Here is a 13,426-nt window from a genome sequence, read left to right on the forward strand (position 1 = left end):
CTTTGGGTTATCGATTACCCAACTTGATACCAATCGCATTTCGATGAGTCAAGGCTGTCTCGGGGATGCCGCCGATAAGGGCTGTGAGATGAGGCAAAAACCCCGCCGAAGCGGGGTTTTTGTCTGGGGAAGCCGATCAGTTGTTATGGGCTGCGCAGGCTTCGTCCATCGGCGTGGCATTACTGGTGCCGCCCTGGGTCTGGAGTTTGGCCGAGTTGTTGACCGGGTTCGGGCACTTGGTCTTGTCCATTTTCATCGTGCCGCTGGTCGTGGAATTGGTCGTGGTGGAATCGGTCGCCATCGGCTTTTTGGTCTTCATGTCGCTGGCCGCGCCGCCACCCTGATCGGCCTGGTTCTTGTCAATCGTGGCGCCGGCCGGCGCTGGGTTGGACTGCGCGAAGGCCGATGTGGCCATGCCGATTGCGAAAAGCGAAGCTGCTACGAGTTTCATACGCATTTTCATATCCTCCTTGGGATTTTAGCCTGACGGGCCTATCCAAAACCTCGCCGGCACATCATTGTTCCCAAGCAGTCGCTAAACAAAAGCTCCCTACTTCGCGTAAAGCGCTCGTGAGCGTTCGAGGTGTTTGAGCAGCGCGGTTTCCGAGCCGTCGATGTCGTTGGCTTCCAGGCGGTCGACGATTTCGTCGTGTTCGGCGAGCGTGAACTTTTCCTTGCCGGTCCAGATCAGCATCTCAGTATGATATTCCTTCAGCCAGGCAAGCATGGCTTCGCTGACGGCGACATAAATCGGATTGCCGGAGATCTGGGCGATGCGGGTGTGGAATTCCATGTCGGCGTCAATGAACGCTTCGGCGCGCCCGAGCGACATGCGCTGACGCTCGATGATATCCCTGAGATCGGCGATGTCGGTTGCCGAGGCGCGCTGGGCGGCCTCGCGGGCCATGCCGCGCTCGAAGAAGATGCGGGCGCTCTTCAGATGTTCGAGCGAATCCGCCGATTGCGACAGCATGATCTTGGCGGTGAGATCGACCTGGCGGAAGATCGACTTTGCCGTCAGCCTGAGCACCTTGGCTCGTTCGCCGTGTGAAATGCTGACGAGGCCCTTGTTGGCGAGCGACTGCATGGCTTCGCGGATTGCCGGCCGGCCGACGCCGAAGCGTTCCATCAGCACCCGCTCGGAGGGCATTTCATCGCCGGGCTGGAGCTCGCCTGATGTGATCAATCGCTCAAGTCGATCAAACACTTCGTCGGAGAGTTTGCGGCGGACGATCTGTTCGAGGGGCTGGGTCATGAGATCTCGCTGGCTCAAATGTCTCCTCCTAACAGTTTTCGGATCAAGGACAAAGCGCGCAACGAAAATTTGCGCGGCCGAAGATTCCGCTTTTCATCGATTGGAATACTCATTATACCAGATCACAAGTTGACGCCATGACAATCTGTGTTGGCCGAGAGGAGCAGCCGTCCGTTCATGATGATTACCCTGATCTACCGCATCGAAACGCCCGGCAGCGTCGAGGCGATGGCGGAGAAGATCGCCAGCGACCAGTCGACCGGGACCTTCGTGCCGGTTCCGGGCGAGACCGAGGAGCTGAAGGCGCGTGTCGCCGCCCGGGTGATGGCGATCCACCCGCTCGAGGATGGGCGTCATCCGACCTGGCCGGAGGCGGCTCCCGGCACGCGGCTGCACCGCGCCGATGTCGACATCGGCTTTCCGCTTGAGGCGATCGGCACCGATCTCTCCGCTCTGATGACCATCGCGATCGGCGGCGTCTATTCGATCAAGGGCATGACCGGCATCCGCATCGTCGACATGAAGCTGCCGGAGGCTTTCAAGAGCGCCCATCCCGGGCCGCAATTCGGCATACCGGGCAGTCGGCGCCTCACCGGCGTCGAAGGCCGGCCGATTATCGGCACGATCGTCAAGCCGGCACTTGGGCTGAGACCGCACGAGACGGCCGAGCTCGTCGGCGAGTTGATCGCATCGGGCGTCGACTTCATCAAGGACGACGAGAAACTGATGAGCCCGGCCTATTCGCCGCTCAAGGACCGCGTCGCGGCGATCATGCCGCGCATTCTCGATCATGAGCAGAAGACCGGCAAGAAGGTGATGTATGCCTTCGGCATCTCGCATGCCGACCCCGACGAGATGATGCGCAACCACGACATCGTCGCTGCGGCCGGCGGCAATTGTGCTGTCGTCAACATCAACTCGATCGGTTTCGGCGGCATGAGCTTTCTGCGCAAGCGCTCCAGCCTGGTGCTGCACGCGCATCGAAACGGCTGGGACATGCTGACGCGCGATCCGGGCGCCGGCATGGACTTCAAGGTCTACCAGCAGTTCTGGCGGCTCTTGGGCGTCGACCAGTTCCAGATCAACGGCATCAGGGTGAAATATTGGGAGCCCGATGACAGCTTCGTCTCGTCTTTCAAGGCCATCAGCGCGCCGCTGTTCGACGCCGCCGACCGGCCGCTTCCGGTCGCAGGTTCCGGCCAGTGGGGCGGACAGGCGCCGGAGACCTATCAGCGCACCGGCCGCACCGTCGACCTCCTCTATCTCTGCGGCGGCGGCATCGTCAGTCATCCCGGCGGCCCGGCCGCCGGCGTTCGCGCCGTGCAGCAGGCCTGGCAGGCGGCGGTCGCCGACATTCCGCTGGAGGTCTACGCGAGAGATTATCCGGAGCTTGCCGCCTCGATTGCGAAATTCAGCGATGGCAAAGGCGCGTGAGCGATATGGACGGACGTCTCGTCAGCTATTACGGCGATGATTTTACCGGCTCGACCGACGTCATGGAGGCGCTTGCCTCGAACGGTGTCGAGACCGTGCTCTTCCTCGACCTTCCCTCGCCGGAATTCTTCGCCCGCTTCAAACACTGCCGCGCGATCGGCTTGGCGGGAACGAGCCGCAGCGAAACGCCGGCGTGGATGGAGGAACACCTTGCGCCGGCCTTCGACTGGTTGAGTTCGCTCGGTGCTTCGATCTGCCATTACAAGGTCTGCTCGACCTTCGATTCCAGCCCGGGGGTCGGCAATATCGGCAAGGCGATCGAAATCGGCCGCAGGCGTTTCGGACAGTCCATCGTGCCGGTTATCGTGGGCGCGCCGCAATTGAAGCGCTATACGGCCTTCGGCAATCTCTTCGCCGCCTATCAGGGCCGCGTCTTCCGCATCGACCGCCACCCTGTCATGAGCCGCCATCCCGTCACGCCGATGGACGAGGCGGATCTTGCGCTCCATCTGTCGAAGCAGACCTCCCTCCCCGTCCTGCTTGCCGATCTCGTCGCGATCACCGCGGCGGACGCCGACCAACGGATCGACGCGCTGACATCGAATGGCGAAGGGATACTGCTCCTCGATGTCGACTCCGCAGCAACACAGGCGGCCGCCGGCCGGCAGATGCTGCGGGTCACAGGCCGTTCGGGAGGTTTCGTCGCCGGCTCCTCTGGTGTCGAATATGCCCTGCTCAGCGCCTGGCGGCAGGCCGGCCTGATCGGTGAGATCGGCGCCGAATTTGCCGATATCGGCCCGGTCGATCGCCTCGCCGTCGTCTCCGGCAGCGTCTCGCCGACCACCGAGCGGCAGATTCGCACGGCTGCCGAGAACGGTTTCGAGAGCATTGCGCTCGACCCGCTCGCGCTGGTTTCCAATGGCGAAGCCGCCGTGGAAGCGGCCGTGCAGGCGGGTGTCAGCAAGCTGAAAGACGGCAAGAGCGTCATCCTCTATACGGCGCTCGGCCCATCCGCGGACCGCGGCGCCGATATCGACCGGCTGCCGGGCGCCCGCCACCGGCTCGGCAGTACCCTCGGCACGATCCTGCGACGGCTGATCGAAGCGGAAGGGCTGTCGCGCGCCGTCGTTGCCGGCGGCGACACGTCGAGCCATGCGCTCCGGCAATTGAAGATCGACGCGCTGACGACGCTTCTGCCGCTGCCCCAGACGCCGGGTTCGCCGCTATGCCTCGCCCATGGCGATTACCCGCCGACCAATGGCCTGCAGATCGCGCTGAAAGGCGGCCAGGTCGGAACGGACGGCTATTTCGCGCAGATCCGTCTGGGAAGGAAGAACTGATGGTCGTCTGGGTCGGCACCAGCTTCAAGATGAACAAGACGGTGGAGGACGCTCTGGCTTTCGCGCACCGCCTCGCAGCGACGGACGCGGAACGCGATACCCGCGTGCAGCGCTTCGTCATTCCCGCCTTTACCGCGGTGCGCGAGGTCAAGCGGCTGCTGGCCGAGACCTCGGTGAAGGTCGGCGCCCAGAACATGCACTGGGAGGATGCCGGCGCCTGGACCGGCGAGATTTCTCCTCTGATGCTGAAGGACTGCCAGCTCGACATCGTCGAGCTCGGCCATTCCGAGCGCCGCGAGCATTTCGGCGAGACCGACGAAACCGTCGGCCTCAAGGTTTCCGCCGCGATCCGCCATGGCTTGACGCCGCTGATCTGCATCGGCGAGACACTGCAGGAGCGCCAGGAGGGCCGGGCCGATGCGGTTTTGCGGCGCCAGGTCGAGGCGGCGCTGCGCGGCGTCGACACGGAGGCCGACAAGGCTCCGATCCTGCTTGCCTATGAGCCTGTCTGGGCGATCGGCGCCAAGGGCATACCGGCGACCGCCGACTACGCGTCGGAGCGGCACGGCAAGATCGCCGAGGTGGCGAAATCCATTCTTGGCCGTGCGGTGCCGATTCTCTACGGCGGCAGCGTCAATCCGGAAAATTGTGAGGAACTGATCACCGAGGCGCATATCGACGGCCTGTTTATCGGCCGCTCCGCCTGGGGTGTCGACGGTTACCTCGACATTCTTCGTCGCGTCAGCGCGGCGATCGAAAGGTGATTTCCATGCCTGAGGGCGATGAAAGGAAACTGCTATGAAGATTGCAATTGGCGCCGACAGCGCCGGCAAACCGCTCCTCGATGTCATTGCCGCCCATCTCGCCGGCAAGGCGGATCTCGAAGTTCACGATCTCAGCCAGTCCGGCTTCTACGCCGATCTCTCCCAGCGCCTGGCGCAGACGATCGTCGACGGCGAACATCAGCGCGGCATCCTGTTCTGCGGCACCGGCATCGGTGTGTGCATTTCCGCAAACAAGGTGCCTGGTATTCGCGCCGCACTCACCCACGACACCTATTCGGCGGAACGCGCGGCGAAATCGAACAACGCCCAGATCATCACGATGGGCGCGCGCGTGATCGGCCCGGAACTGGCGAAGTCGATCGTAGACGTCTGGCTCGCTTCCGAATTCGATCCCGATGGCCCGTCGGCCGGCAACGTCGAGGCGATCGACCGGCTCGATGCCGAAAAACATGGGTCTTAAACGACCAAAGTAATGATATGGTGATTGACTCATCATACCAGTATATGATCCTATCCAGAACTGAAAAGGTGAGGAAAACATGACCAAGATTGCTCTCTTCGGCGCCGGCGGCAAAATGGGATACCGGCTTGCCAAAAATCTCAAAGGCTCGCGCTTTGAAGTGCACCATGTCGAGGTGAGCGACGCTGGCAAGGCGCGTTTGAAGAACGATCTCGGCCTCGATTGCGTGCCGGTCGATGCCGCGCTCGACGGCGCTGATGTGGTCATCCTCGCCGTGCCGGATACGGCGATCGGCAAGGTCGCGGCCGGCATCGTCGACAAGCTCACATCAGGCACGATGGTGGTGGCGCTGGATGCCGCCGCCCCATTCGCCGGCCATCTGCCGAAGCGCGACGACCTCACCTATTTCGTCACTCATCCCTGCCATCCGCCGATCTTCAACGACGAGACGGATATGCAGGCCAAGAAGGACCATTTCGGCGGTCTGTTTGCCAAACAGCATATCGTCTCGGCGCTGATGCAGGGGCCTGACAGCGCCTATACGCTCGGTGAGGAAATCGCCAAGCTCATCTGGGCGCCGGTCATGCGCTCGCACAGGGTTACGGTTGATCAGCTCGCCATGCTCGAACCCGGCCTGTCCGAAACGGTCTGCGCTTCGCTGCTCGTCGTCATGCGCCAGGCGATGGACGAATGCGTGGCGCGCGGCGTGCCGGCGGAGGCCGCCCGCGACTTTCTGCTCGGCCATATGAACGTGCTCGGCGCCGTCATCTTCAAGGAGGTCGACGGCGTGTTCTCGGATGCCTGCAACAAGGCAATCGAGTTCGGCATTCCGGCGCTGATGCGCGACGACTGGAAGAAAGTCTTCGAACCGCAGGAGATCGCCGAAAGCATCCGGCGCATCACCTGAACCGGCCCGGGGAGGCATGCCCTCCCCCTTAACCGCTCCGGGAGACGGAGTAACCGCTCCGGAGACGGGGCTTCATTCACAACGGGAGGAAAAAATGAAACTGACGCGCAGACTGACACTTGCAGCCTTTGCCAGCGCGATGGCGCTCGGAACGGCCATGCCGGCCTTTGCGGCCGATCTCATCGCCATCATCACGCCGGCGCATGACAACCCCTTCTTCAAGGCCGAAGCCGTCGGTGCCGAAGCCAAGGCGAAGGAACTCGGCTACGAGACCCTCGTCATGACCCATGACGACGACGCCAACAAGCAGTCGGAAATGATCGATACGGCGATCGGGCGCGGCGCCAAGGCGATCATCCTCGACAATGCCGGCGCCGACGCTTCCGTCGCCGCCGTCAAGAAGGCCAAGGATGCCGGCATCCCCTCCTTCCTGATCGACCGCGAAATCAACGCCACCGGCGTTGCCGTCGCCCAGATCGTTTCGAACAACTATCAGGGCGCACAGCTCGGGGCGCAGGAATTCGTCAAGTTGATGGGCGAGAAGGGCAATTACGTCGAGCTGGTAGGCAAGGAGTTCCGACACCAATGCCGGCATCCGCTCGCAGGGCTATCACGACGTCATCGACGATTATCCGGAGCTGAAGTCCGTCGCCAAGCAGTCGGCCAACTGGAGCCAGACGGAAGCCTATTCGAAGATGGAAACCATCCTCCAGGCCAATCCCGATATCAAGGGCGTCATCTCAGGCAACGACACCATGGCCATGGGTGCGATCGCAGCCCTTCAGGCCGCTGGCCGCAAGGACGTGATCGTCGTCGGCTTTGACGGTTCCAATGACGTGCGCGACTCGATCAAGTCGGGCGGCATCAAAGCGACCGTGCTGCAGCCGGCCTATGCGCAGGCCCAGTTGGCGGTGGAACAGGCCGACGCCTACATCAAAAACAAGACGACGCCGAAGGAAGAGAAGCAGTTGATGGATTGCGTTCTCATTAACGCCGACAATTCGGGCAAGCTCGAGACCTTCGCCCTGACGAATTGATCAGCACCAATTGCGGAGGGTGCAGCGTTGCGCCCTCCGCAATGCATTTTGCAAGACGTCGAGGTTTACCCGCATGTTGAGAATGAAGGGCGCCCTGTTTGCCGCCGTCGTGGCGGCGGCCTTGCCCGGTTGCAAGATCATCAAGACGCCGACTGCGGAGGAGAAGGCGGCTGAAGCGGCCAAGACCGCTTTCGACCCGAATGCCAAGGTCGAGGCGATCTGGCAGCCTGAGGTCGTGCCCTATTTCGAAAAGCGCGCCGGCGAGCTGAAGGACGTCATGCAACTTGCCACCTCCAATCCGGATGCTGCCGGCGAGAAATACGGCAATCCGCGCAAGCAGAGCAGTTCGCCCTGGACCTATGCGGTGAAGATCACCGGCACGGTCGTCGCAGCCGATACGGCCTCGCGCGCGGCAACGCTCGATGTCGACGCCGATGGCGACGGCAAGGCCGATGCCAAGGTGCAGATCGGGCCGGCGCTGCGCGGCACCGCACTGCGCGATACGCTGGAATTTGTCAATTTCAACGAGTTCAAGAACCAGATCGAATGGGCGCAGTTCGGCAAGGCGTTCAACGAGAAGGCCAATACCGCTTTTCTCTCCGCCGTTCCGCGCGATGGTCTGACCGGCAAGACGGTGACGGTGATCGGCGCCTTTCCGTTGCCGAAAAGCGGGGAGCTTCCGTTCGTCACACCCTCGGAACTGAAGGTCGGCTCATGACGGCGGCAGAGGCACGAGAGGACGACATCATCCTGCGCCTCGACGACGTGTCGAAGGTCTATTCCGGCATCGTCGCCGTTAAGCGCGCCAATCTGGAGCTGCGCCGCGGCGCAGTGAACGTTCTGGTCGGCGAGAACGGCGCCGGCAAATCGACGCTGATGAAGATCATCGCCGGCGTCGAGCGCCCAACGCTCGGCCGCATCATCCTGGACGGCAAACCTGTCTCCTTCGACAGTCCGGCCGACGCGCAGGCCAACGGCATCGGCATGATCTTCCAGGAGCTCAATCTCTTCGCCAACATGTCGGTCGCCGAAAACATTTTCGCGAGGCGCGAGATCACTCGCGGCCTGCTCGGCATCGATCACAAGGCGCAGGTCGAGAAAGCCAATGAATTTCTGCGGCGCCTCGATGCCGGCATCGAGGCCGATACGATGGTCGAGGATCTGCCGATCGGCCAGCAGCAGCTCGTCGAGATCGCCAAGGCGATGTCGCTTAATGCTCGCATCCTGATCATGGACGAGCCGACCTCCGCGCTGTCGGCGGCCGAAGTCGAGATCCTGTTCAAGGTGATCGCCGAGCTGAAGGCGCAGGGTGTGGCCATCGTCTATATCTCGCACCGGCTGGAAGAGCTGATGCGGATCGGCGACTACATCACGGTGCTGCGCGACGGCCAGGTCACCGGGCATGCCATGGTCCGCGACATCGATACACGCTGGATAGTGCGCTCGATGATTGGCTCGGATGCCAAGGATTTTGCGAAATCCGTTACCCATTCCATCGGCAGCGAGATGTTCCGCGCCGAAAATATCAGCCTTCCCAGACCGACCGGCGGGCTTGCCGTCAACGATGTTTCCCTGTCGGTCAAGGCAGGCGAAATCCTCGGCATTTACGGCCTGATGGGTGCCGGGCGCAGCGAATTCTTCGAATGCGTGATCGGGCGCCATATGCATTCGAGTGGCAAGATCTTCATCGACGGCAAGGAAGTGCGGGCACGCGACACGACGCGGCGCATCCGCCGCGGCCTTGCGCTCATCCCGGAAGACCGGCAGCGGGAAGGACTGGTGCAGGTGCTTTCCATTGCCTCCAATCTGACGCTCGCAAGCCTTTCGCGTTTCACCCGGCTTTTCCATATCGACAGCGGCGCGGAGAAAAACGCCATTCAGGAGGCGATCCGCGATCTCTCGATCAAGGCGCCCAACCCGGATTTCGAGGTCACCTCCATGTCCGGCGGCAACCAGCAGAAGGTCGTCATCGGTAAGGCGCTGATGACCAATCCGAAGGTGCTGCTGATGGACGAGCCGAGCCGCGGCATCGATGTCGGCGCCAAGGCCGACGTCTTCCGCACCATGCGGCGGCTGGCGGCAAACGGGCTCGCCATTCTGTTTTCGACCTCCGACCTCGAAGAGGTCATGGCGCTATCCGATCGCATCGCGGTCTTGAGCAACGGCCAGTTGGTCGCTGTCTTCGACCGGGACGAGGCGACTGAGGAAGCGATCATCGCGGCTTCGGCCAAGGGACACGGACATCAAGGGAAACTCGCGTCATGATGGCGGCTACGTCTACCACTCTTGCGCCGAAAGGCGCCAACGGCTCCGCGCTTCTGACGCTGATGAAGCTCAGAACCTTCATCGCACTTTTCGCCGTCATCATCTTCTTTGCGATCTTCGCGCCGAACTTCACCTCGACGGCGAACATGATCCTGATGTCGAAACATGTGGCGCTGAACGCCTTCCTGGCGATGGGCATGACCTTCGTCATCATCACTGGCGGTATCGACCTCTCCGTCGGTTCGATCGTCGGCCTGTGCGGCATGGTTGCCGGCGGGCTGATCCTCTACGGCATCGAACTGCCGATCGGCTACACCATCTATTTCAACCTCTTCGAGATCGTGCTGATCACGCTGTCGATCGGCCTTATCATCGGCCTCATCAACGGTCTGTTGATCACGAAGCTGAACGTCGCGCCGTTCATCGCCACGCTCGGCACGCTGTATGTCGCTCGTGGCCTGGCGCTGCTGTCGTCCGATGGCCAGACCTTTCCCAACCTCGTCGGCCGGCCGGAATATGCCACGACCGGCTTCGACTTCTTCGGCGCTGGCCGCATCCTCGGCCTGCCGGTGTCGATCTGGATCCTGATCGTGCTGGCGCTGGCGGCCGCTTATGTCGCCCGCTCGACGCCGATCGGACGCCACATCTTCGCCGTCGGCGGCAATGAACGGGCGGCGCGCATGTCCGGCATCCGCGTCGATGTCGTGAAGATCTTCGTCTACATGTTCTCCGGCCTTTGCGCAGCAATCGTCGGCGTCGTCATCTCCTCGGAACTGATGGCCGCCCATCCGGCCACCGGCGAAAGCTTCGAGCTCAATGCGATCGCGGCAGCCGTTCTCGGCGGCACCTCGATGTCGGGCGGCCGCGGCACGATCGGCGGCACGATCATCGGCGCCTTCGTCATCGGCATTCTCTCCGACGGGCTTGTCATGATGGGCGTCTCCTCCTTCTGGCAGATGGTCATCAAGGGCCTCGTCATCATCATCGCCGTGGTCGTCGACCAGGCGCAGCGCCGCCTGCAGCAGCGCGTCACCCTCATGCAGATGGCAAAGGCAGGTTGACATGACTGAATTGAGAGGTGCGTTGATCGGCTGCGGCTTCTTTGCGATCAACCAGATGCATGCCTGGAACGATGTCGAGGGCGCCAGGATCGTCGCGATCTGCGACCGCGACCCGGAGCGGCTTGACATCGTCGGCGGCCAGTTCGGCATCGAGCGTCGCTACAGCGATGCCGAGGCCTTGTTAGCCGATGGCGGCTTCGATTTCGTCGATATCGCCACCACCGTCCAGAGCCATCGCGCGCTGGTGGAAATGGCGGCTCGGAATAAGGTGCCGGCCATCTGCCAGAAGCCCTTCGCCAAGACGCTATCGGATGCGAAGGCGATGGTCGAGGCCTGTCGCGAGGCCGGCGTCGCCCTGATGGTGCACGAGAATTTTCGCTGGCAGACGCCGATCCAGGCGCTGCGCACCGCGCTCGATACCGGCGCCATCGGCACGCCCTTCTGGGGCCGCTTTTCCTTCCGCTCGGGCTACGACGTCTTCTCCGGCCAGCCCTATCTCGCCGAAGGCGAGCGCTTCATTATCGAAGATCTCGGCATCCATACGCTCGATATCGCCCGCTATATCCTCGGCGACGTCAGCTCGCTCACGGCCCGCACCAGGCGGGTCAATCCAAACATCAAGGGCGAGGATATCGCGACCATTTTGCTCGATCACGAGAACGGCGCCACCTCGGTCGTCGACGTCAGCTACGCCACCAAGCTTTCCAAAGAGCCGTTCCCGGAGACCCTGATCGAGCTCGACGGCGCCGAAGGCACGATCCGCCTGAGGCAGGAGTATGGCCTCGAAATCACCAACGCCAAGGGCACTACGATAACGGATGTTTCGCCGAAGCTGCTGTCCTGGGCCTCGCGGCCCTGGCACAATATCCAGGAGAGCGTCTATGCGATCCAGCAGCATTGGGTCGATCAGCTCAAGCGCGGCGCGGAGCATTCGACCTCGGGCGCCGACAATCTGAAGACCTTCGCCCTCGTCGAAGCCGCCTATGACAGTGCTTCCAGGGGGCAGACGATCGATGTCGGGGCGATGCTGCGATGACGGCCGATGCCTTCCAGCTTTGCGGCACCCATGCTGTGGAAACGCCGCCGGTTCGCCTGACGGCCGGAAAGCTGACGGCCGATCTCGCCGATGGCAACCTTCGCTCCATCCGCTACCAGGGGATCGAGGTGCTGCGGGCGATTTCCTACCTCGTCCGCGACCGGGACTGGGGCACTTACAGTCCTGACATCGCCGATCTCAGGATCGAGCAGGGTGACGACAGTTTCGGCATCGCTTATCGGGCGCGTTGCGAGGGGCCGGATGGAACGAAGCTCGTCATCGACGTCCGCATCCGGGGATATCCGGACCGGCTCGATTTCGAGGCCGAAGCCACGAGCGACACCGGCTTTGAGACCAATCGCTGCGGCTTCTGCATCCTGCATCCGATCGTCGGCGTGGCCGGCTCATCGGCAACGGTTGAACATGTCGACGGCCGGATCGTCCAGACACGATTTCCCGATATCATCGAGCCCTGGCAGCCGTTCAAGGATATGCGCGCCATTTCCCATGAGGTCATGCCTGAGGTGACGGCGGAATGCCGGATGGAAGGCGACACCTTCGAAATGGAGGATCAGAGGAACTGGTCCGATGCCTCCTACAAGACCTATGTCAGGCCGCTTGCCCTGCCCTGGCCCTACAAAATTCCCGCCAACCAACCGGTTCGGCAGAAGACGTCGCTCACGATCAGGGACACCAGCCGCTCCGCAGCGCTTTCAGCCGCGACGTCGAGCGGTGTCATAAAGCTCGAACTCGGAACACGGGCCGGCACCATGCCCGATATCGGCGTGGTCGTTACGCCGGAGCAGGCCGATGCAACGCTCTCGGCCCGCTCTCTCCTGTCGGAGATCGCGCCTCGCGAGCTTCTCTTCCATTTCGATCCGGACGCCGGACATGGCGCCGAAGCGCTGCAGAAATTTGCCGCGATCACCGCCGCTCATCGCGGCCGCACGACCCTGGAGATCGCGCTTGCCTGCAAGGTGTCGCCAGCAAGCGAGGCGGCCGAGATTGCCCGCCAGATGCGGAGCGCGGACTTCCGGCCGGATACAATCCTGGTCTCACCTTCCGTCGATCGGCAGTCGACGCCGCCCGGCAGCAAATGGCCGGACTGCCCTCCCCTCGAAGAGATCTATGCCGCGGCTCGCGCCGCCTTCCCGGGCATTCGCATCGGCGGCGGCATGCTGAGCTATTTCACCGAGCTCAACCGCAAACGCGTGCCGGCTGGCGAGATCGACTTCGTCAGCCATTGCACCAACCCGATCGTGCATGCGGCCGACGATCTCAGCGTCATGCAGACATTGGAAGCGCTGCCCTTCATCACGCGATCCGTCCGCGCGATCTACGGCGACAAGCCCTATCGCATCGGCCCGTCGACGATCCCCATGCGACAGAACCCTTATGGCAGCCGGACCATGGACAATCCGGCCGGCGGGCGCATTCCGATGGCCAATCGCGACCCGCGTCATAACGGGCGTTTCGCCGAGGCCTTTGCGCTCGGCTACGCGATCCGGGTGCTGGATGCCGGTCTCGAAGGCCTGACGCTTTCGGCACTGACCGGCCCGTTCGGCCTGATTGCCGGCCCTGATGAACCGACCGAACGAGGCGGGCGGCGGCCGCTCTTCAATACCGTGCAGACTTTGTCGGCACTCGCCGGCGCGTCCTGGCAGGAATGCGTTTCGTCTTCGCCCTCCCAGGTGTTGTCTTTCGTGGCGCGGGATGCTGGCGGCGCCAAGATCTACGTGGTCAATCTGACCGGCGAAGAGCGACGGGTCGACGGCGACGCATTGGGCAAAGAGGTGCGGCTCGCACCATTCGCCACTGCGGTCTTGCCACTCGCGGATTGACGTCC

General features: G+C 62.6%; 12 protein-coding genes and 1 pseudogene. 11 read left to right on the top strand and 2 right to left on the bottom strand.

Annotation, left to right across the window (positions count from 1 at the left end; translation table 11 throughout):
* Nucleotides 1–136 precede the first annotated feature (136 nt).
* Both MF410_RS30235 and MF410_RS30240 read right to left on the bottom strand, forming a co-directional pair.
* A complete protein-coding gene (locus tag MF410_RS30235) occupies nucleotides 137–457 on the bottom strand; it encodes a hypothetical protein (RefSeq protein ID WP_097624232.1) in 321 nt (106 codons plus the stop codon).
* A gap of 93 nt (nucleotides 458–550) precedes the next feature.
* The gene (locus tag MF410_RS30240; RefSeq protein WP_097624233.1) at nucleotides 551–1,255 is read right to left on the bottom strand and encodes a transcriptional regulator NanR; all 705 of its coding nucleotides are present in this window, start codon (nucleotides 1,253–1,255) and stop codon (nucleotides 551–553) included.
* A 177-nt stretch (nucleotides 1,256–1,432) separates the two neighbouring features.
* Here MF410_RS30240 and oiaX point away from each other — a divergent pair, with 177 nt between their 5' ends.
* From oiaX to MF410_RS30295, 11 genes and pseudogenes are all read left to right on the top strand, one after another.
* Nucleotides 1,433–2,689, top strand: coding sequence for a 3-oxo-isoapionate-4-phosphate decarboxylase OiaX (oiaX, locus tag MF410_RS30245; RefSeq protein ID WP_239620756.1), 1,257 nt, complete (start codon nucleotides 1,433–1,435; stop codon nucleotides 2,687–2,689).
* 5 nt (nucleotides 2,690–2,694) lie between these two features.
* Nucleotides 2,695–4,029: a four-carbon acid sugar kinase family protein gene (locus tag MF410_RS30250; RefSeq protein WP_097624491.1), complete on the top strand. Its 1,335-nt coding sequence runs from the start codon at nucleotides 2,695–2,697 to the stop codon at nucleotides 4,027–4,029.
* On the top strand, nucleotides 4,029–4,793 hold the full coding sequence (locus MF410_RS30255; RefSeq protein WP_131710575.1) for a triose-phosphate isomerase: 765 nt from the start codon (nucleotides 4,029–4,031) through the stop codon (nucleotides 4,791–4,793). The genes MF410_RS30250 and MF410_RS30255 overlap by 1 nt, the downstream gene beginning before the upstream one ends.
* Nucleotides 4,794–4,827: 34 nt before the next feature.
* Nucleotides 4,828–5,274 (top strand): RpiB/LacA/LacB family sugar-phosphate isomerase, encoded by a 447-nt coding sequence (locus MF410_RS30260; RefSeq protein WP_003592019.1) that lies wholly within the window; start codon nucleotides 4,828–4,830, stop codon nucleotides 5,272–5,274.
* A gap of 79 nt (nucleotides 5,275–5,353) precedes the next feature.
* Nucleotides 5,354–6,181 carry a phosphogluconate dehydrogenase C-terminal domain-containing protein gene (locus MF410_RS30265; protein WP_131710576.1) on the top strand — a complete coding sequence of 276 codons (828 nt, stop codon included), beginning with the start codon at nucleotides 5,354–5,356 and terminating at the stop codon, nucleotides 6,179–6,181.
* 94 nt (nucleotides 6,182–6,275) lie between these two features.
* Nucleotides 6,276–7,218, top strand: a pseudogene (locus tag MF410_RS30270) (D-ribose ABC transporter substrate-binding protein).
* 73 nt (nucleotides 7,219–7,291) lie between these two features.
* On the top strand, nucleotides 7,292–7,936 hold the full coding sequence (locus MF410_RS30275; protein WP_183854200.1) for a DUF2291 domain-containing protein: 645 nt from the start codon (nucleotides 7,292–7,294) through the stop codon (nucleotides 7,934–7,936).
* Complete coding sequence (locus MF410_RS30280; protein WP_239620758.1) at nucleotides 7,933–9,483, top strand: sugar ABC transporter ATP-binding protein; 1,551 nt, start codon at nucleotides 7,933–7,935, stop codon at nucleotides 9,481–9,483. Before MF410_RS30275 ends, MF410_RS30280 begins: the two co-directional genes overlap by 4 nt.
* Nucleotides 9,480–10,544: an ABC transporter permease gene (locus MF410_RS30285; RefSeq protein ID WP_054185406.1), complete on the top strand. Its 1,065-nt coding sequence runs from the start codon at nucleotides 9,480–9,482 to the stop codon at nucleotides 10,542–10,544. Before MF410_RS30280 ends, MF410_RS30285 begins: the two co-directional genes overlap by 4 nt.
* A 1-nt stretch (nucleotide 10,545) precedes the next feature.
* Nucleotides 10,546–11,580 carry a Gfo/Idh/MocA family oxidoreductase gene (locus MF410_RS30290; protein WP_239620760.1) on the top strand — a complete coding sequence of 345 codons (1,035 nt, stop codon included), beginning with the start codon at nucleotides 10,546–10,548 and terminating at the stop codon, nucleotides 11,578–11,580.
* Nucleotides 11,577–13,421, top strand: a complete 1,845-nt coding sequence (locus tag MF410_RS30295; RefSeq protein WP_239620761.1) for a hypothetical protein — start codon at nucleotides 11,577–11,579, stop codon at nucleotides 13,419–13,421. The genes MF410_RS30290 and MF410_RS30295 overlap by 4 nt, the downstream gene beginning before the upstream one ends.
* Nucleotides 13,422–13,426: the final 5 nt, after the last annotated feature.

The sequence above is a fragment of the Rhizobium sp. C104 genome, from assembly GCF_022354505.1.
GTDB classification, from domain to species: Bacteria; Pseudomonadota; Alphaproteobacteria; order Rhizobiales; family Rhizobiaceae; genus Rhizobium; species Rhizobium redzepovicii.